Annotated in this window: 15 protein-coding genes and 7 tRNA genes; 14 read left to right on the forward strand and 8 right to left on the reverse strand. The window is 72.4% G+C overall.

Translation table 11 applies throughout. The features are described 5' to 3' along the window. The first annotated feature begins 30 nt into the window (after window positions 1-30). Window positions 31-1,449: an MFS transporter gene (locus ACIPWA_RS09925; RefSeq protein ID WP_354505346.1), complete on the forward strand. Its 1,419-nt coding sequence runs from the start codon at window positions 31-33 to the stop codon at window positions 1,447-1,449. Here ACIPWA_RS09925 and ACIPWA_RS09930 read toward each other — a convergent pair. From ACIPWA_RS09930 to ACIPWA_RS09940, 3 genes are read right to left on the reverse strand one after another with little or no spacing between them, the layout of a single operon-like run. After that, window positions 1,427-2,098: a response regulator transcription factor gene (locus tag ACIPWA_RS09930; RefSeq protein WP_354505343.1), complete on the reverse strand. Its 672-nt coding sequence runs from the start codon at window positions 2,096-2,098 to the stop codon at window positions 1,427-1,429. The two genes, ACIPWA_RS09925 and ACIPWA_RS09930, sit on opposite strands and share 23 nt — an antisense overlap. After that, window positions 2,095-3,384 (reverse strand): sensor histidine kinase, encoded by a 1,290-nt coding sequence (locus tag ACIPWA_RS09935; RefSeq protein WP_056652175.1) that lies wholly within the window; start codon window positions 3,382-3,384, stop codon window positions 2,095-2,097. The genes ACIPWA_RS09930 and ACIPWA_RS09935 overlap by 4 nt, the downstream gene beginning before the upstream one ends. Before the next feature lies 1 nt (window position 3,385). Further along, window positions 3,386-5,635 (reverse strand): MMPL family transporter, encoded by a 2,250-nt coding sequence (locus ACIPWA_RS09940; RefSeq protein WP_082608974.1) that lies wholly within the window; start codon window positions 5,633-5,635, stop codon window positions 3,386-3,388. A 203-nt stretch (window positions 5,636-5,838) separates the two neighbouring features. On the opposite strand from ACIPWA_RS09940, the gene ACIPWA_RS09945 reads away from it, so the two are divergent. Next, on the forward strand, window positions 5,839-6,726 hold the full coding sequence (locus ACIPWA_RS09945) for an AMP-binding protein (protein WP_354505337.1): 888 nt from the start codon (window positions 5,839-5,841) through the stop codon (window positions 6,724-6,726). Window positions 6,727-6,736: 10 nt separating this feature from the next. Here ACIPWA_RS09945 and ACIPWA_RS09950 read toward each other — a convergent pair whose 3' ends face one another. Then, window positions 6,737-7,423 (reverse strand): DNA alkylation repair protein, encoded by a 687-nt coding sequence (locus tag ACIPWA_RS09950; protein WP_200955957.1) that lies wholly within the window; start codon window positions 7,421-7,423, stop codon window positions 6,737-6,739. Between the two features lie 260 nt (window positions 7,424-7,683). On the opposite strand from ACIPWA_RS09950, the gene ACIPWA_RS09955 reads away from it, so the two are divergent. The 4 genes from ACIPWA_RS09955 to ACIPWA_RS09970 all read left to right on the forward strand — a co-directional run bounded on the left by ACIPWA_RS09955 (window position 7,684) and on the right by ACIPWA_RS09970 (window position 12,376). Further along, on the forward strand, window positions 7,684-9,096 hold the full coding sequence (locus ACIPWA_RS09955) for a hemolysin family protein (RefSeq protein WP_400289844.1): 1,413 nt from the start codon (window positions 7,684-7,686) through the stop codon (window positions 9,094-9,096). Further along, window positions 9,093-10,106: a hemolysin family protein gene (locus tag ACIPWA_RS09960; protein WP_400289846.1), complete on the forward strand. Its 1,014-nt coding sequence runs from the start codon at window positions 9,093-9,095 to the stop codon at window positions 10,104-10,106. Before ACIPWA_RS09955 ends, ACIPWA_RS09960 begins: the two co-directional genes overlap by 4 nt. 277 nt (window positions 10,107-10,383) lie before the next feature. Further along, the gene (locus tag ACIPWA_RS09965; protein WP_400289849.1) at window positions 10,384-10,830 is read left to right on the forward strand and encodes a MarR family winged helix-turn-helix transcriptional regulator; all 447 of its coding nucleotides are present in this window, start codon (window positions 10,384-10,386) and stop codon (window positions 10,828-10,830) included. Between the two features lie 100 nt (window positions 10,831-10,930). Continuing rightward, the gene (locus ACIPWA_RS09970) at window positions 10,931-12,376 is read left to right on the forward strand and encodes an MATE family efflux transporter (RefSeq protein WP_400289852.1); all 1,446 of its coding nucleotides are present in this window, start codon (window positions 10,931-10,933) and stop codon (window positions 12,374-12,376) included. A gap of 133 nt (window positions 12,377-12,509) precedes the next feature. Here ACIPWA_RS09970 and ACIPWA_RS09975 read toward each other — a convergent pair. The 3 genes from ACIPWA_RS09975 to ACIPWA_RS09985 all read right to left on the reverse strand — a co-directional run bounded on the left by ACIPWA_RS09975 (window position 12,510) and on the right by ACIPWA_RS09985 (window position 14,984). Further along, a tRNA-Val gene (locus tag ACIPWA_RS09975) sits at window positions 12,510-12,581 on the reverse strand. 269 nt (window positions 12,582-12,850) lie between these two features. Next, window positions 12,851-13,720 (reverse strand): aminotransferase class IV, encoded by an 870-nt coding sequence (locus tag ACIPWA_RS09980; RefSeq protein WP_400289854.1) that lies wholly within the window; start codon window positions 13,718-13,720, stop codon window positions 12,851-12,853. 4 nt (window positions 13,721-13,724) lie between these two features. After that, on the reverse strand, window positions 13,725-14,984 hold the full coding sequence (locus ACIPWA_RS09985) for a chorismate-binding protein (RefSeq protein ID WP_400289859.1): 1,260 nt from the start codon (window positions 14,982-14,984) through the stop codon (window positions 13,725-13,727). 205 nt (window positions 14,985-15,189) lie between these two features. Between ACIPWA_RS09985 and ACIPWA_RS09990 the strand changes: the two genes are divergently transcribed. From ACIPWA_RS09990 to ACIPWA_RS10025, 8 genes are all read left to right on the forward strand, one after another. Beyond that, window positions 15,190-15,261: transfer RNA gene (locus ACIPWA_RS09990), tRNA-Gly, on the forward strand. A 36-nt stretch (window positions 15,262-15,297) separates the two neighbouring features. Continuing rightward, a tRNA-Cys gene (locus ACIPWA_RS09995) sits at window positions 15,298-15,368 on the forward strand. A gap of 47 nt (window positions 15,369-15,415) precedes the next feature. Continuing rightward, window positions 15,416-15,490 (forward strand) — tRNA-Val (locus tag ACIPWA_RS10000). 579 nt (window positions 15,491-16,069) lie between these two features. Further along, window positions 16,070-16,141, forward strand: a tRNA-Gly gene (locus tag ACIPWA_RS10005). Between the two features lie 36 nt (window positions 16,142-16,177). Next, window positions 16,178-16,248 (forward strand) — tRNA-Cys (locus tag ACIPWA_RS10010). Between the two features lie 47 nt (window positions 16,249-16,295). Further along, window positions 16,296-16,370, forward strand: a tRNA-Val gene (locus tag ACIPWA_RS10015). A 171-nt stretch (window positions 16,371-16,541) separates the two neighbouring features. Then, complete coding sequence (locus ACIPWA_RS10020; protein ID WP_068627485.1) at window positions 16,542-16,865, forward strand: DUF2277 domain-containing protein; 324 nt, start codon at window positions 16,542-16,544, stop codon at window positions 16,863-16,865. An 88-nt stretch (window positions 16,866-16,953) separates the two neighbouring features. Next, the gene (locus tag ACIPWA_RS10025; protein ID WP_322788314.1) at window positions 16,954-17,241 is read left to right on the forward strand and encodes a hypothetical protein; all 288 of its coding nucleotides are present in this window, start codon (window positions 16,954-16,956) and stop codon (window positions 17,239-17,241) included. Window positions 17,242-17,302: 61 nt separating this feature from the next. Here the strand turns inward: ACIPWA_RS10025 and ACIPWA_RS10030 are convergent, their stop codons facing one another. Continuing rightward, window positions 17,303-17,536, reverse strand: a complete 234-nt coding sequence (locus ACIPWA_RS10030) for a hypothetical protein (protein WP_056650073.1) — start codon at window positions 17,534-17,536, stop codon at window positions 17,303-17,305. Window positions 17,537-17,620 lie beyond the last annotated feature (84 nt).

The following is a 17,620-nucleotide window of genomic DNA, read 5'->3' on the forward strand; positions in this document are numbered from 1 at the left end:
GATCCGGGTCAAACCGGCAACCTCGGCGGTATGAACCTCACCCCGCACGCACCACGCTCCCGGTCAGGACTCGTGGGTGCGCTCGCGCTCGCGACGCTCCTGGCCTCGCTCGGCACCAGCGTCGCGAACGTCGCGCTACCCACGCTCGCGCACGAGCTCGGAGCACCCTTCGGCCGGGTGCAGTGGGTCGTCCTGGCGTACCTGCTGGCCATGACCGTGACCGCGGTCGCCGCGGGGAGGCTCGGTGACGCCCTCGGGCGACAGCGTGTGCTCCTCGCGGGCCTCGGTCTGTTCACGGCCGCGACGCTCGCGTGCGCTCTGGCGCCCTCCCTCGCGGCGCTCGTCGCCGCCCGCTCGCTGCAGGGGGTCGGTGCCGCCGTCATGATCGCGCTGCCCCTGGCACTCGTGCGGGACGTCGTGCCCGAGGCACGCACCGGAGCGGCCATGGGGCTGCTGGGGACGACCTCGGCGGTCGGGACCGCGCTGGGGCCCGCCGGGGGCGGGCTGCTGATCGCCACGTCAGGGTGGCAGGCGGGCTTCGTGGCCATGCTGCCGCTCGCGGGCGTCGCTCTCGTGCTCACCTGGCGCGGCCTGGGCGACGAGCCCGCCCCGGTCCGGTCGGGCGCGAGGTTCGACGTCGCGGGCGCCCTCGTGCTCACGGCGGCCCTGGTGGCGGGCGCCCTCGCGATGACTCCTGACGCCTTCCCACAGGTCGGCGCCGGACCGCTGCTCGTGGGCGCAGCGGTCCTCGTCGCGCTGCTCGTCGCGATCGAGCGCAGGACGGCTGCACCGCTCCTGCCGTGGGGGCTCCTGCGCTCCCGCGCCCTGAGCGGTGGCCTGCTCATGAACCTGCTCGTCGCGACCGTGATGATGAGCACCCTGGTCGTGGGCCCCTTCTACCTCGCAGGCGGGCTGGGGCTCGACGCGGCCGCGATCGGCCTCACGCTCGCGGTCGGGCCGGTCGTGTCGGCGCTGACCGGCGTCGTCGCCGGGAGGGTCGTCGACCGTGCCGGCGCGGGCGCCATGACGACCGTCGCTCTCCTGACCATGACGGCCGGGGCCGTCCTGCTCGTGGTGCTGCCTCCCGCCTGGGGCCTGCCCGGATACGTGCTCGCGCTCGTGGTCCTGACTCCCGGCTACCAGCTCTTCCTGGCCGCGAACAACACCGCTGTCATGACGACGGCCGACGCACGACGCCGTGGGACCGTCTCGGGCGTCCTGAGCCTCTCGCGCAATCTCGGCCTCATCGCGGGTGCCTCGGCCATGGGCGCCGTGTTCGCGGCGGCGACCGGGTCGGTCGAGGTCCAGGGCGCCACGGTGGCCTCGATCTCGGCCGGCATGCAGACGACCTTCCTCGTCGCGACGGCCCTCCTGGGCGTCGCGACCGTGGTCTCTCTCGCGGTCCGCAAGCGCGCAGACCGCCCCGTCAGCCCTGCCCGGGTGTCGTGAGCCCGGTCTCGTAGGCGAACACGACGAGCTGGGCCCGGTCGCGCGAGCCGGTCTTCATCATGGCGCGGTTGATGTGCGTCTTGGCCGTGGCCGGGCTGATGAAGAGCTGTGCGGCGATCTCGAGGTTCGACATGCCCCGACCGACGAGCGCCGTGATCTCCTCCTCGCGGGCGGTGAGCTGGGTCTCCTGGCGCGTCGTGGCGGCGGCCGGCTCGGGGACGTGCGCGAGGAACCGGCCGATGAGCGCCGTGGTCGCGGCGGGCGACAGGAGGGACTCGCCCGACGCGACGGTGCGGACGGCGTCGAGCAGCTCGGACGGGTCGATGCCCTTGCCGATGAAGCCGCTGGCTCCGGCGCGCAGCGCGGCGACCACGAGCTCGTCGGTCTCGAAGGTCGTCAGGACCAGGATCTTCACGCCGGCGAGCGACTCGTCGGCCGTGATGCGGCGTGTGGCGTCGATACCGTCCACCCCGGGCATCCGGATGTCCATCAGGACGACGTCCGCGCGCTCGGAGCGTGCGAGGGCGACGGCCTCCGCGCCGTCGGCGGCCTCCCCGGCGACGGTCATGTCGGGTGCGGACTCGAGCAGCAGGCGAAAGGTCCCGCGCAGCAGGGCCTGGTCGTCGGCCAGGAGGACGCGGATCGTCATGAGGCTCCTCGGGTGGTCGGGCTGGACGGGGAGATGTCCCCGCCCTCGTCGGTGGTGGGCAGGTTCGCGACGACGTGGAAGCCCCCGCCCGGGGTGCGCCCGGTGCGCACGCTCCCCCCGGCCGCGGTGGCGCGCTCGTTCATCCCGATCAGCCCGTGCCCGCTGCCCGGGACAGTCCCTGGCCGGGCGTCCACCGCGGGGGCGCCGTTCACGACGTCGACCACGAGCCGGTCCTCGGTCCAGGTGAGCTCGACGTGGACCTGTGAGCCCGGGGCGTGCTTGGCGGCGTTGGTCAACGCCTCCTGGAGGATCCGGTAGGCCGCGAGGTCTCCTCGGGAGGACAGTGCGCGAGGCGTGCCCGTCGTCGTGCTGACGATGTCCGCGCCGGCGGCCCGGAGGCCGCGCACCAGCTCGTCCACGTCGCCGACCCCGGGGACGGGACGCAGGGCGTCGGCCGCCGGCTCGTCGGGCCCCTCGGCCTGGTCCCCCTCCTGACGGAGCAGCCCGACGGTCGCCCGCAGCTCGTCGAGAGCCCGGCGGGTGTGCTCGGTGATGCCCCGCAGCGCCTCCTCGGCCGCGGGCGGGTCGGTGTGCAGGAGGTAGCCCGCGACACCTGCCTGCGCGTTGACCAGCGTGAGGTTGTGCGCCAGGACGTCGTGCAGCTCGCGGGCGATGCGCAGCCGCTCGGCGGCGACCTCGCGCCGGGTCTCCTCCTGCCGGGCGAGCGCCTCGCGCAGCACCCGTTCGCGCCGTCCGGCCACGAGGGCGCCGATCGCGGTGGCGAGGATCACGACGTCGAACATCAGGAGCGAGGTGGCGAGCTCAGTCCCGGGGACGGCGAAGTGGCTGACCGCGATCAGGACGGCCGCCGAGCCGATACCGGCCGTCCACCCGTCCCGCCGCGAGGACCGCGACGCGAACGTGTAGGCCGCGACCGTGGTCGCGATCGGCACGGGCTGGAACGCGCCCATGTCGGTGATGCTCCGCGGGTCCAGGTCGATCAGCGGCATGAGCGCCAGGTGCAGGGACTCGGTGACGAGCGTGGCCACCAGGGCACCGAACGGCCAGCGGTTGCGGACGGTGAGCGGCAGCCAGGACACGAGGACCAGCACGAGCAGGAGGGGGCTGGGACGCTCGGCGAACCCCTGGCGGATCGTGGCGGTGGCGAGCATCGCCACGAGCACCGCGACGTTGAAGACCGCCCCCGTCCACCGTGCCCGGTGGCCACGGCGGACGGGAGCGGGCGCACGCCCGGCGGGTCGCGACGAGCGTGCTCGGTGGTTCACGTCACGGCTCCTCGGAGGTCTGGCGGGGCTGCTCCCCGTCCCACAGTGTCGTCGACGCGAAGGGTCCGGTCGAGGTGGCCCCGACCGCGACCGGCTCGGGGACGACGAGCGGGACACCCGCGACGGGCTCGGACGGGCCCTCGAGCGACAGGTGCGGGGTGATGCGCTCGGCCCACCGAGGGTAGGACCAGTTGCGGGCGCCGATGAGCTTCATGAGTGCCGGGACGAGGGTCAGGCGCACGACGAACGCGTCGACCAGGACCGCCAGGGCCAGACCGATGCCGATCGCCGAGACGATCCGCTCGCCGCTGAAGCCGAACGAGGCGAACACGAAGAGCATGATGGACGCTGCCACCGCGATGACCTGCCCGGTCTCGGTGACCCCGACCCGGACGGCACGATCGTTGTCCCGGGTCTGGCTCCACTCCTCGTGCATGCGGCTGACGAGGAAGACCTGGTAGTCCATCGAGAGGCCGAACACGACCCCGACGACGATCACCGGGACGATGTACATCACGGGCGCACCGGAGCCCACGCCGAGCAGCTCGCTGCCCCAGCCGTGCTGGAAGATCGTCGTGATCGCCCCCAGCCCCACCGCGAGGGTCGCGAGGTTGGAGAGGGCGCCGACGAGCGGGACCAGGAGGCTGCGGAACGCGACGACCAGCAGCAGGAAGCCGAGCACCGCGACCAGACCGAGGTAGAGCGGCAGCTTGCTCATCAGGGCGTCCGCGATGTCGATGTTCGTCGCGGTCTCGCCGCCCACGTGGACCTGCAGGTCCGTCCCTCGTGCGGCGTCGGGGACGACGCCGTCGCGCAGGGTGTGGACCAGGTCCTGGGTCTCGCGCGTCTGGGCGCTCGTCGTCGGGACCACCGAGGCGATCGCGATTCTCTGGCCCGGCTGCACGGGGGCGGCCTGCGCCGAGGCGACGCCCTCGACGTCGGGCAGGGCCTCGGCGAGCTCTGTGAAGGCCTGCGCCGCGGCCGCGTCGGGCACCTCGGCCACCAGGACCAGGGTGGCGTCGACCCCTGCGCCGAAGGCCGGGGTCATGAGGTCGTAGTACGCACGCCCAGGCGAACCTGCCGGGTCGCTGCTCGCGTCGGCGTTGCCGACGCGCATGCCGAGAGCGGGCGCGGCCAGGGCGACCAGCACCACGAGCGAGGCCCCGACCATGCGTCGGGGGGCACGGTCGAGCAGCAGCGCCCATCGCCCCGACGCCGTCGGCTTCCCCGGCGACGCGAGGCCCGTGGAGGCGAGCTGGGCGCGCTGCTTCCTGGACAGGATCCTCATGCCGATCATCCCCAGCAGCGCGGGCAGGAGCGTGATCGCCGCGGCCACGGTGAACAGCACGGTCACGGCCGCGGCCTGCGCCATGCCGGTCAGGACACCGAGCCCGACGACGAACATGCCCAGCAGCGCCACGATCACGGTGATCCCTGCGAAGATCACGGCGCGTCCCGAGGTGTTGACCGCCAGGGCGACTGCGTCGGGGACCGTCGACCCGGCCATGAGCGCCTTGCGGTGCCGGTTGACGATGAAGAGGGCGTAGTCGATGCCGACCCCGAGGCCGATCAGCGCTCCCATGGTCAGCGACGTGGCATCGACGTCGAGCGCGTGCGAGCCGATCATCACGAGGAGCAACGAGGTTCCCACGCCCATGACACCGGTGAGGATGGGCAACGAGGCCGCCCACCCGGAGCGGAACACGAGGAGCAGGATCACGAGCGCCGCCAGGATGCCCACGGCCTCCGTCCCGCCGGACGGGCTGGGGAGCTCGGTGAAGGCCTGCCCGCCGAGCCCGACGGCGAACGAGCCGGCCTCGAGGGTCTCCGCGATCGAACGGATCGCCTCGGGGTCGGCGTCGTCCGCGAGGGCGACCGTCGCGAACGCCGTGCGCTCGTCCGCGTTCACCTGTGCGGCGCCCTGGTCGGAGTACGGGCTGACCACCGCCTCGACGCCCGGCTGCGCCGTCACGTCCGCCAGCATGCGGGCAACCTGCTCCTGCACGGCCGGCGAGTCGATCGCGTCGCCCTCGGTCCGCCAGACGATGGTGCCGCTCTCGGTCTCGGCGCCGGCCCCCGCCTCGGCCAGCAGGGCGTAGGCGGTCGAGGACTCGGAGTCGGGCAGCGCGACCGCGGTCTTGAACGCGGTGCCCAGGCCGAGGGCCGCCACCGCGAGCCCGATCAGGGCGAGTATCCAGGCCCCCAGGACGACACGGCGTCTCCGGAAGCACCACTGGGCGAGCGAGTTCATGACGAGGCCTTTCGACGAGGAGGGGAACGCTCCCAGCCTGGTCGGCCGAGCACTCCACGTCGTCGTCCAGGCGCGGTGTTCCGTCACCCCCGCCCATACCGCAGGTGCGTTACGGCGCCGCTCCCGCAGGTGGACGACGAGTCCCCCGACGTGCGGAAAGACTGCTGAGCACCGTCGCTCGCACCCCACCGAAGGAGCACCTCATGACGACCGTCGAGAAGCCGCAGGCACACTCCCTCCCCCGCGACCTGGCACTGCGCCACGGAGACCGCAGGCCTGCGGTGCGCCGGAGCCGGTCGCCCCACGCCAGCGAGGTCGCCGTCAGCTGGCACCTGCTCTCGCTCCGTTCGCTCCAGCTCGCCGCGCGCCTGCGCACCCTCGGTGTGGCTGCGGGCGACCGCGTCGCGGTCCACCTGCCCACCGGGCCCACCCGGACCGCCGTCGTGTACGCCTGCTGGCACCTCGGAGCAGTCGTGGTCGCGACCACCACCGGGACGACCCACCGCCAGCGGCGCACCGCCTACCAGCTCGCCCAGCCGAGAGTGGTGATCGCCGACGTCACCGGACTTCGCGCGGCGCGCGGACGCCCGTCGGTGCGCGCGCGGATCGCCGTGGGCCCGTTGTCCGCGATCGGCCGCGCGGCGCTCCAGGTGACCCACCGCCTGGCAGACCTCCCCGACGCGCCCCGGCGCGCGGCGCTCCCCGACGCCGCCGACCCGTCCGCCGACGCCGCGATCGTGTTCACGGCCGACGCCGACGGACAGACACGCGGGATCTTCTACACCCACGGCGAGATGCTCCGCCTCCGGGACACGGTCGCGGACCAGCTGGTCGCAGCGGACGCAGCCGGTTCGGACGCCGGCTACGTCCCGGGAGCGCTGCTGCTCCGCACGACGCGCCGCGGGACCGCGCTCACGGCGGCAACGCTGCTCGCCCCGGGCATGCCCGACGGCGACCAGCCCGCGACGGCCCTCGAACGACGCCTGCTCCAGACGTGGGCCCGCGAGGTCACGAGCGGTGGCCGGGCCGTGGGCGCGCGAACCGGTGGGGGCGACCGCACCGATGGGCCGACGACGCCCGTCGGGCAGTGACCGGAGGCCGCTAGGCCTGCGTCTGACGCCGGACGATCTCCGCGATCCAGGTCGGCGCGAACGGCGACGTGCAGTTCGGGGGCGTCGGGTAGTCCTTGAGGACCTCGAGCCGCTCACCGATGTCGACCGCACGGGCGCGCAGCTCGGGGTGGTGGATGCCGATGTTCGCGAGGCACTCGTTCATGGCCCACTGCAGACGCTCGGGGGCGTCCTTCATGTCGGCCTCGATGCGGTCGAGGAGCCCCGACAGGTCGATCCCCTCGGGGGACTTCGCCACGCGGTCGGTCGTCAGCGCCCACCCGGCGCTCGCGACGACCGGGTCGGGGTCGGCGAACCACGCGGTGCGCAGCTCCTCGACGTGCGGGCTCTTCTTGACGACGTAGCTCACGAGCCACCCGTGCACCTTGGGGACACGTGCGTCGCGCAGCATGGCGTCGAGCTCCGCGGCCGACCAGGACTTGGGGCGGCAGACCAGGATCGCGACGAGGCGCGCCGCGGTGTCTCCGGTCTCCCAGAGCTGCTCCGCGAGCTCGTGCTGGGTCTTGAGGCTCTTCGCGACCGCGCGCAGCCTGGTGAGGTTGACGCCGTGGTCGTCCCCGTGGCGCTCGTTCACCGCACGGATCTTCGGGTCCTCCAGGGCCTCGAGCTCGGCCAGCACGTCGCTGACGGTCGCCTGGGCCACGGCGGTGGAAGCCATGTCGTTCTCCTCGCTCGCTGCGTCGGTCGTCGCTCACACCCTACGTCGCCGCCTCCCGCCCGCGACGAGCGCTCGTGGCGACCGCTCGTGGGGCTGCGGGCAACCCAGCGGAGAACTCGTGCGAGATCCTGGGAACGCTCAGGCCTCCTTCCGCGTTGACCTGACGGAATCCACCCGCGATCTGAGAGAGACATGGACGCAGACAGTACGAACCCCCTTGTGCCGGCCACCGATGCTGCGACGAGGGGGTGCAGGTTCTGATGTGGGTGCTGACACTCCTGCTCGGCGTCGTCGTGATCGTGGCGATCACGGCCGTGACGGGCTATTTCGTCGCCCAGGAGTTCGCGTACATGGCGGTCGACCGGTCACGGTTGAGCGCGCGCGCGGGCTCGGGCGACGCGGGGGCCAAGCGTGCCCTGGCCGTCACCAAGCGCACGTCCTTCATGCTCTCGGGCGCCCAGCTGGGCATCACCGTGACCGGGCTGCTGGTCGGCTACGTCGCCGAGCCGCTCGTCGGTGAGTCCCTGGGCGAGGCCCTGGGCGGGGTCGGCGTCCCGACCGGCGTGGGCATCGCGGTGGGCACCGTCCTGGCCCTGGTGTTCTCGACGTTCGTCCAGATGATCTTCGGTGAGCTCTTCCCCAAGAACCTCGCGATCGCCCGGCCCGAGCCGGTCGCCCTGTGGCTGGCCCGGTCCACGACCATCTACCTGGCCGTGTTCGGGTGGCTCATCAAGATCTTCGACCAGGCCTCGAACCTCCTGCTCAAGGCGCTGCGGATCGAGCCGGTCCACGACGTCGAGCACTCGGCGACGGCCCGCGACCTCGAGCACATCGTCGCGGACTCCCGACAGAGCGGCGACCTCCCCGGCGAGCTCTCGGTCCTCCTGGACCGCATCCTCGACTTCCCCGAGCGCGACGTCGAGCACGCCATGATCCCGCGCGCCCGCGTCGACGTCGTGCACGCGGGCGACACCCTCGCGGAGGTGCGGGCACGGATGGCGGCGGGACACTCGCGCTACCCGGTGCTCGCCGACGACGACCAGGTCGTGGGCGTCGTCCACCTCGTCGACGTGCTGACGACCACGCACGGCGACGACGTCCCGACCCAGGACTTCATGCGCCCCGTGGTCGTCGTCCCGACAGCGATGAGCCTGCCCGACGCCCTGCGCGAGCTCACCGAGACCCGCAACCAGCTCGCGTGCGTGATCGACGAGTACGGCGGGTTCGCGGGCGTCCTGACGGCAGAGGACCTGGCCGAGGAGCTCGTCGGGGAGATCACCGACGAGCACGACCCCGCGACGCCCACCATCGCCCCGCGCGACGACGACGGGATCTGGGTCATGCCCGGAGACACCCACATCGACGAGGTCGAGCGCGCGATCGGTCGCGACCTGCCGCGGGGCGACTACGAGACGATCGCGGGCCTCGTGATCGACCAGCACGGCTCGCTGCTCGAACCGGGTGAGGGGATCGTCGTCGAGCTGCCGCTCGACCCGGCCGACCTCGCCCTCGCTGCGGAACCTGAGCCCGCATGGATGCGCGTGGACGTGGTCGAGGTCGAGCGCCACGTCCCGTCGCTGGTCCGTGTGACGTTCCCGACGGACGACCGTCCGCTGCCAGCACCCGACGCCGCGCCTGACGCGACGCCCGAGACCGAGGAGGGCGAACGATGAGCAACCCCTGGGTCGTCGTGGCCATCACCGTCGTCATCATCGCGCTCAGCGCGTTCTTCGTCGCCGTCGAGTTCGCGCTGCTCGCCGCCAAGCGGCACCGCCTCGAGGACGCCGCCCCCAACAGCCGCTCGGCGCGGGCCGCGCTGCGCAGCTCGACCGAGCTGACCGTGCTGCTCGCCGGGTCGCAGCTCGGCATCACGGCCTGCACGCTCGCGCTCGGCGCCATCACCAAGCCGGCCGTCCACCACTGGCTCACGCCCGCGTTCGAGGCGTGGGGCGCCCCGTTGTGGGTCGCGGACGCGGCCGGGTTCGTCCTCGCGCTGATCATCGTGACGTTCCTGCACCTGGTCGTCGGCGAGATGGCCCCCAAGTCGTGGGCCATCGCTCACCCCGAGACCTCGGCCACGCTGCTGGCCATCCCCATGCGCGGCTTCATGTGGTTGACCCGCCCCCTGCTCACAGGGCTCAACAACATGGCCAACTGGTGCCTGGTCAAGGTCGGCGTCGAGCCGACGGGGCAGATCGCCTCGGGCCAGAGCGCCGACGACCTGCGTCACCTCGTCGAGCACTCGGCCAACGTCGGCGCCCTGGACCCGGCGTACTTCGCCCAGCTCTCGGGGGCGCTGGACCTGCAGACCCTCGCCGTGGGCGACCTGCTCACAGGTCAGGGCAGGCCCACCATGGTCCCGCTCGACGCCACCGTCCACGACGTGCAGGAGGCCACGCGAGCGTCCGGCCACCTGCGGATCCTGCTCGGGGACGACACCAGCATCTCGGGGGTCGTGCACGTGCGCGACACCCTCGACGTGGGCCTCGACCGTCCCGCGGCCGAGCTCATGCGGCCGCCCTTCACGCTCGAACGGTCCGTGCCCGTCTACGCGGCTCTCGCCCAGATGCGCGAGACCCGCAACCACCTCGCCGTGGTGACCGACGGCGCCTCGGTCGCCGGGGTCATCGCGCTGTCTGACGTCATGGCGCGGCTCTTCCCGCGGGAGGTCGCCGCGGCCTGACACGAGGCGCCCTGCTCTGCGCCAGCCGCCACATCCTGACGACGGCGCCCCACCCGGTCGAAGCACCGGGTGGGGCGCCGTCGTCGCGCGCAGCCCGGTTGCCGGGCCTCCGGGACGGCTCGGGACGCCGCCAGGTGGACCGGGAAGGTCTCGCCGCTGTCCGACGCCGTCAGCCGTTCGTCAGGGAGGTCGCCGCCGTCGGGCCCGGTGGCGGGAAGCGTACGAGCCATCAGTTCGATGGTTGACGGTTAGAGATCAAACAGTTAGTGTTCTAACCATGAGCGAACAGGGCATCAGACTCTCCAGCAGTCTCGAGCTGGTCCGGTGGATCGGATGGGCGCAGCGCAAGGTCGGCGAGGACTGGATCCGCGAGCGCGACCTCAGCCACGAGCAGGCCTTCGTGCTCGGGTACCTCGTGCAGAACCCGGGGGCGATACAGCGCGACATCGCAGAGGTCAGCCGCACGAGCGCCGCGAGCGTCTCGAGCCTCCTGCAGGGGCTCGAGCGCCGCGGCCTGATCGAGCGCCGCACGCAGAGCGGTGACGAACGCCGCAAGCGTGTCTTCGCCACTCCGGCGGGAACCGAGCTCATCGCCGGCTTCGACGTCGCGATGGCCGAGGCCGACGAGACGATCCTCGCCCCGCTGACCCCCGAGGAGCGGGCCACTTTGCTCACCCTGCTCACGAAGATCACCGCGGAGCTGCCGCAGCCCACTCGCTCGTAGCCACGAGGGCGCCGCCGCCCCACCTCACAGATCGACCAGCCCCACCTCGCCGCGTCGGCGTCCGCCGCCGCGCCATCGAACCTGCCCGAATGGAGCCGTCATGAGCTCGAACACCCTAGACCCCACGATGACGACGGACGACGTCGGCACCAACCACTGGTACCTCGCCTCCGCGCCCATCGTCCGCGCCCTGGTGCACCTGTGCGTGCCCATGGCGGCCGCGATGATCGTCGGCGCCGTCTACAACGTCATCAACGCCGGATTCATCGGCTCGCTGCACGACAGCGCTCTCCTCGCCGCGATCACGCTCGGCACGCCGTTGCTCGGGCTCGTCATGGCGATCGGCGGCGTGTTCGGCGTCGGCGGCGGCGCGCTCGTCTCCCGGATGCTCGGCGCGGTGGACCGCGATCCCGCGACGGCGGGCGAGATCAAGCACGTCTCGTCGTTCGCCGTCTGGGGGTCGGTGGTCGCCGGGGCGGTGTTCGGCGGCCTCGGCCTGCTCCTGCTGAACCCTCTCGTGTCGCTCCTCGGCGCGGATGCCGCCGCCGTCCCCGCGACGAGCTCGTACGTGGGCGTCATGCTCGCCTTCGTGCCGGTGCTGACCGCGGCGTTCTGCCTCGAACAGCTCGTCCGCGCCGAGGGCGCCGCCCGTCAGGTCATGATCGGGCTCGTCGGTTCCACGGTCGCGAACGTCGTGCTCGACGTCCTGCTCATCCTCGTGCTGCACCAGGGCGTCGCCGGCGCGGCCCTCGCGATGGGCCTGTCGAACCTCGGCCTCGTCGCCTACTTCGTCCGCTGGCTGCACCGCAACAGCCAGCACATGAGCCTCGCTCCACGGTGGTTCACACTCTCCCCCGCCGTGCTCAAGCCCGTCTTCGGCGTGGGCGTGAGCGAGCTGCTCCAGGCCTCCTTCCTGATCGTCACGTCCCTGGTGCTCAACAACCTCGCCGTCGCCTACGGTGACAGCGCGCTCGGGGCCATGGGGGTCGCGGTCCGCATCGCCCAGGTGCCCGAGTTCCTCGTCATGGGCATCACGCTCGGTGTCCTCCCGCTGCTCGCCTACGCGTACGGCAAGGGGGACCGGCGCCGTCTCCGCTCGGCCGTGCGCGTCTCCGCGCTCGCGGTGGGCGGTATCTCCCTGGTCTCGGCGGCGACCGTGCTCGCCTTCCGTGAGCCACTGTTCTCGGCCTTCTCGGCCGACCCGTCGACGCTCGCGATCGGCGTCACGATCCTCACGGCACAGCTCGTCGCGATGGTCATGAACGGGTTCACCGGACTCCTCACCTCGCTCTTCCAGGCCACGGGGCGCGCCACCCCGGCGATCGTGATCTCGTTGGCGCAGGGCGTGCTCTTCATCCCGATCGTGATCCTCGGGAACCTCTGGTTCGGGCTCTCGGGCATCGTCTGGTCACTGACCGTCTCCGAGTCGGCCGTGCTCCTGGTCGCGGTCGTGATGTGGCTCGTGTCCCGGCGAGCGATCGATCGTGGGCTCGTCACAGGCAAAGCAGAGCGCGCCGAGCAGTCGCTCGCACCCGCCGCGGCCTGACCGCGTCTCCCACCAGGGCTCGGGAGTCGCCCGTCGGGCTTCCGGACCGAACCTTCTGCACGCGACTCGTACGTCACACGACGCAGAAGGCCCCTGAGCAGCGTTTCCGCTGGTCAGGGGCCTTCTCTTTCGGTGGGCGATACTGGGTTCGAACCAGTGACCTCTTCGGTGTGAACGAAGCGCGCTACCACTGCGCCAATCGCCCGCTGCGACTCAACCTCTCGGTCGGGCCGTGCGTCCTGGAAGATATTAGCCGTATTTCGACCCAGATCGCGAACTGGCCTCCGGACCGGCCTCCCAGCCCGCCTCGACGGGACTCCCCCAGCGTAGCGCCGCCGGTCTCGCAACGGCCTGTTTCCGGGCCCCAGCAGCTTCTCACGGTCCGCGGGCACGCCCGGAGCGGGCGGGCAGTCGACCTCCGGCAGGCCGCCCACCGGCGCGTGACCTCACCCCAGCATCGCGCTCACGACCCCGTCACGGGTCCATGCGCTCCCGCCGCCGGCGGTCGAACAGCTCACGCGCCGCGAGCGACAGCTCACCGGCTCGAACCGCGACGCCGTCGAGCGCGACCACGGGCTGGATGTTGCGCACGCTCCCCGCGAGGGCGAGGCCCACGCCGGAGGAGGCTCCGTCGTCGGGCCCTGGAGCCACGACCCGGTCGAGGACCGAGAAGGGGAGCGCGGCCTCGCGGACGGGCAGCCCGTCCTCCGCGGCCCACTCGAGGAGGAGCTCGCGCGTGATGCCCGCGAGACAGCCCGACGACAGCGGGGGCGTCAGGAGCTCACCGCCGACCTCGACGAGCACGTTGGCCCCCGTGCCCTCGCACAGCTCGCCCACGGTGTTGGCGAGGATCGCCTCGTCTCCCCCGCGCGCGACCGCGTCGGCGAGCGCGACCACGTTCTCGGCGTACGAGGTCGTCTTGAGCCCGGCCACGGCCGAGCGCTCGTTGCGCACCCAGGGCGAGCGCACGGCCCGCGAGGTCGGGCCGGGCGACGCGGGACCCGCGGCGATCACGATGGTCTCCTCACCGTCCTCACGCCCCGACCCCATGGGCCCGAACCCGCCCGTGACCGTGATGCGCAGGCGCCCCGAGCCCTCCCCTGCGGCGGCCAGGACCTGCGCGACGCCGTCGCGGATGCGCGCCTCGTCGGGCGCGGGCAGGCCCATGCCCGCCGCGGACCGGCCCAGTCGCCGCAGGTGGCGGGTCAGCGCGAACGCCTGCCCGCCGTACACGGCGCACGTCTCGAAGATCCCGTCCCCCACGGTCACCCCGTGGTCGAGCGCGCTCAGCGCCCGCTCCCGCGGCTCGACGAAGGACCCATCCACCCACACGACGATCGACATGACCTCAGTCTGCCGCAGCCTCGCCCGAGGCGAGCGCGACGAGCCGCGCGGCCTTGAGCTCGGTCTCCTCCCACTCCTCGACGGGGTCGCTGCCCCACGTGATGCCTGCCCCGGTCCCGAACCTCAGCTCGTCGTCGGCCCACCAGAACGTCCGGATGCCGACGGCCAGCTCGGCCTCGCCCGTGTCGCCGTCGACCCAGCCGACCACCCCGCAGTAGGGGCCGCGCGGCCCACGCTCGAGCTCGGAGATGATCCGCAGCGCCGAGGACTTGGGCGCCCCCGACACCGAGGCGGGCGGGAACGTGGCCTCGAGCACCTGCCCCCACAGCCCACCAGGGGCGTCCCGGGCGACCTCCACGTGCCCCTGCACGCGCGAGACCAGGTGCACGAGTCCGGGGTGCGCCTCGACGGCCAGGAGGTCGGTGACCTCGACCGAGCCGGGTGCGCTCACGCGTTGCAGGTCGTTGCGCACGAGGTCCGTGATCATGACGTTCTCGGTGCGGTCCTTCTCGCGCAGCCCGTCCGCGGTGGCTGCGGTCCCCTTGATGGGGCCCGACGACAGCACGCCGCCCTCGAGCCGCAGGTACAGCTCGGGCGAGGCCGTCACGACCCACACGGGTTCGATCCCGCTCGCCGCGGGCACGTGGATCGCGCCCGCGTAGGGGGCGGGGTTGCCCGCGGCGAGAATCCGGGCGAGCGCCCGCGCGTCGGGCTCGCGGTCGCCCGCGGGCAGGGGGGCGGCCAGCACGCGGCAGATGTTGGCCTGGTAGACGTCCCCCTCGTGCACCGCGTGGCGGACGGCCGCCACGGCGGCCTGGTACTCGTCGCGGGACAGCGAGCTGCGCCAGGTGTCGGGGTGGGGCCCGCGCCACGCGCCCTCGCGGTCCGACGGCGCCACGCGCGCCGGGAGGTCTTCTCCGGTCGCCCCGTGGTCGCGTGCCTCGTGGTCGGCGAAGCGCCATGCCCGCGCCCGCCCCCCGTGCGCGGGGTCCTCGAAGTCGGCGACGACGAACCACAGCCCTTCGGCGAGACGGGCGGCGTCGACCGCGAGGTCGATGCACTCGACGGCCCCGAGAGCCTGGCGGCCGGAGAACGACGCGAACCCGCGCGCGTCGGAGTCCTGGTTCCCCTCGGGACCGGCCGCCGGCGCCACGCCAGGTCCGCCCAGCGCGGGGTCAGATCCGTCCCCGCGCAGGTCAGAGCGCTGCGCGTCGGGCGCCTCCGAGACACCCTGCGCCGCTCGAGAGCGTGACCCGCGCCTCATTCCGCCACCTCGATCCGAGCCGACGGGGCGTCAGGAAACCGCGGAACGGCGCGGGTCCTGGGGAATCTGGTTCGGAGTGCTGGCACCCCACAACGCTACCGAGCCGCGTGCGGGCCCTGGTCCGGTTGGACGCCCAGCGCTCTCGTCTACTAAAGTCTGTGACGCGCCGAAAAACGCCGGAGAGATCCGGGCGAGGTTCGGCAGTGCGGACGTGGCTCAGTGGTAGAGCATCACCTTGCCAAGGTGAGGGTCGCGGGTTCGAATCCCGTCGTCCGCTCGGACAAGTCTTCGGACTTGTCGGGTTCGAGTCCCTGGTGGAGTGGCCGAGAGGCGAGGCAGCGGCCTGCAAAGCCGTGCACGTGGGTTCGAATCCCATCTCCACCTCTCAGCAAGGCAGTACCCCTTGTGCTGTTCTCTCGCAGAACAGCCCTGGGCGATTGGCGCAGCGGTAGCGCGCTTCCCTGACACGGAAGAGGTCACTGGTTCGATCCCAGTATCGCCCACCACCACGAAGGCCGTCCCACCCGGGACGGCCTTTTGTCATTCCCGTGCGACGCGGGCACAGCACCGCCCCCCACCCCACGGGCCCGACCACGCGCGCCCGATGCGGGCCAGCACGACACGCCACCAGCACAGGGACCGCACGAGCAGGCCGCGGCGCCAGCGGCGCCACGGGCGGCCGCGTGACCACGGCCCCTTCCGACGTCGGGTTCTCGGGGCCTTCGCCGTTCCGATCGGTGACCTTCGATCCATCCACGGGCTCGCGCCCCTTGCCCTCGTCGACACGCTCTCGACCCAGCTCGAGCAGCAGCCCCACGACGCGGGCACGGACATCGGGAGCCCCCGAGATCACGCCGACCCTGGCGCAACCGAGTACGCCCGCTCGCTCGCCGGCCACGCGACGCCCGACACGCGACCGCCCGGGGCCCTCAGGTCGGCCCCCCTCGCTCTCGCCACGTCCCACGACCCCCGCCCCGGCCGCGCAACGCACTGACCTGGGGCGATTTGGACTCTTGCCCCATCTTTCGGCTAGAGTCTGTGACGCGCCGAAAAACGCCGGAGAGATCCGGGCGAGGTTCGGCAGTGCGGACGTGGCTCAGTGGTAGAGCATCACCTTGCCAAGGTGAGGGTCGCGGGTTCGAATCCCGTCGTCCGCTCGGACAAGTCTTCGGACTTGTCGGGTTCGAGTCCCTGGTGGAGTGGCCGAGAGGCGAGGCAGCGGCCTGCAAAGCCGTGCACGTGGGTTCGAATCCCATCTCCACCTCTCAGCAAGGCAGTATCCCTTGTGCTGTTCTCTCGCAGAACAGCCCTGGGCGATTGGCGCAGCGGTAGCGCGCTTCCCTGACACGGAAGAGGTCACTGGTTCGATCCCAGTATCGCCCACCACCACGAAGGCCGTCCCACCCGGGACGGCCTTTTGTCATACCCCCCTCGGGCCCCGGAGCTCGCCGAGCACGACGACGAGTACTTCTCGACTCACGCCGAGCCGTTCGAGGGATCGCGTGCGACGCGACCCGTCCCTTGTCGCGGTGGCGGGTCGCACGTAGCGTCGGGAGCATGTGCCGCAACATCACCGCCCTGCGAGGGCTCGAACCACCCGCCACCGACGAGGAGATCCAGGCGGCGGCCTTGCAGTTCGTCCGCAAGGTCGCCGGGGTCCAGAGCGTCAGCGCAGCGACCCGTGCGCCCATCGACACGGCCGTCGCCGAGATCGCCGCGACCGTCACACGGCTGCTCGCCGAGCTGCCCGAGCGCCGTCAGCCACCGAGCACGGTCCCCCCGCTGCGCCGGGCCGAGGTCCGGGCCAGGATCGCTGCACGCGAGGCCGCCGAGGCCGCGCACGAACGAGCGCACGAGCTGGGCCTCGTCCACGAGCACTGAGGCCGGTCCACGGCGCACCGGCCCAGGGAACCTCGTGCGCGACGCCCTCGTTCACCTCACGTCCCGCGCGAGCGTCTAGGCTCGTCGGGTGGACTCCCCCGCCAACGAACCCGTCAGCGCCTCGATGCGCCGCGCCAAGGCCGAGGCCCGCACCTCGCACGTCACGATCGGCCATGTCCGACGGGTCGCCGACGGCCGGGTGACGATCGACTGCTCGTGCGGCATGCAGCTCACCAACGGGCCGGACTGGTCGCTCGACGAGCACATCCGGCTGCACCGGGCCGAGGCGCGCTACGTCGCGCTGAGCAAGGTCGCGCCTGCCGGCATGCCGCGACTCGTCGCCGTGGACCAGGACCGGCTGCCGACGCTCGGCTAACAGTCGACCGGCACGACCGACTCACGGTCCGACGTGCCGTCAGAAGCCCGTCAGAAGCCCGTCAGAGTTCGTCCGGGTCGTCCCACGACCGCCCGCTCGACATCCCGTCGGTGGCCCGCCGCTCCTCGTCGGCGAGCGACTGCGGAGCCTTGGAGGCGTCCCCGCCCTCGCGGACGTCGGCCTCTGCCTCCTGTTCCAGGGTCAGCCGGGAACGCGGGGAGATGCGTGCGGACGAGACGTCGCTCTCGTTCAGGTCGACCGCGTCAAGGGCGCGGTCCTCGCTCGTGCTGCTCATACCCCTGGTCTAGCAGGTCCCACGGCCCCACGCACGGCTCCGCGCCGACCAGGACAGAGCTGCGGCGGCGAGATCACCCGTCAC

Source organism: Oerskovia enterophila (genome assembly GCF_044748475.1).
GTDB classification, from domain to species: Bacteria; Actinomycetota; Actinomycetes; order Actinomycetales; family Cellulomonadaceae; genus Oerskovia; species Oerskovia enterophila.

Bases quoted from the DNA above. Each gene is read 5' to 3' on its own strand.
- ACIPWA_RS09925 (WP_354505346.1), top strand. From the start codon at position 31: ATGAACCTCACCCCGCACGCACCACGCTCCCGGTCAGGACTCGTGGGT.
- ACIPWA_RS09930 (WP_354505343.1), bottom strand. From the start codon at position 2,098: ATGACGATCCGCGTCCTCCTGGCCGACGACCAGGCCCTGCTGCGCGGG.
- ACIPWA_RS09940 (WP_082608974.1), bottom strand. From the start codon at position 5,635: ATGAACTCGCTCGCCCAGTGGTGCTTCCGGAGACGCCGTGTCGTCCTG.
- ACIPWA_RS09945 (WP_354505337.1), top strand. From the start codon at position 5,839: ATGACGACCGTCGAGAAGCCGCAGGCACACTCCCTCCCCCGCGACCTG.
- ACIPWA_RS09950 (WP_200955957.1), bottom strand. From the start codon at position 7,423: ATGGCTTCCACCGCCGTGGCCCAGGCGACCGTCAGCGACGTGCTGGCC.
- ACIPWA_RS09955 (WP_400289844.1), top strand. From the start codon at position 7,684: ATGTGGGTGCTGACACTCCTGCTCGGCGTCGTCGTGATCGTGGCGATC.
- ACIPWA_RS09960 (WP_400289846.1), top strand. From the start codon at position 9,093: ATGAGCAACCCCTGGGTCGTCGTGGCCATCACCGTCGTCATCATCGCG.
- ACIPWA_RS09965 (WP_400289849.1), top strand. From the start codon at position 10,384: ATGAGCGAACAGGGCATCAGACTCTCCAGCAGTCTCGAGCTGGTCCGG.
- ACIPWA_RS09970 (WP_400289852.1), top strand. From the start codon at position 10,931: ATGAGCTCGAACACCCTAGACCCCACGATGACGACGGACGACGTCGGC.
- ACIPWA_RS09980 (WP_400289854.1), bottom strand. From the start codon at position 13,720: ATGTCGATCGTCGTGTGGGTGGATGGGTCCTTCGTCGAGCCGCGGGAG.
- ACIPWA_RS09985 (WP_400289859.1), bottom strand. From the start codon at position 14,984: ATGAGGCGCGGGTCACGCTCTCGAGCGGCGCAGGGTGTCTCGGAGGCG.
- ACIPWA_RS10020 (WP_068627485.1), top strand. From the start codon at position 16,542: ATGTGCCGCAACATCACCGCCCTGCGAGGGCTCGAACCACCCGCCACC.
- ACIPWA_RS10030 (WP_056650073.1), bottom strand. From the start codon at position 17,536: ATGAGCAGCACGAGCGAGGACCGCGCCCTTGACGCGGTCGACCTGAAC.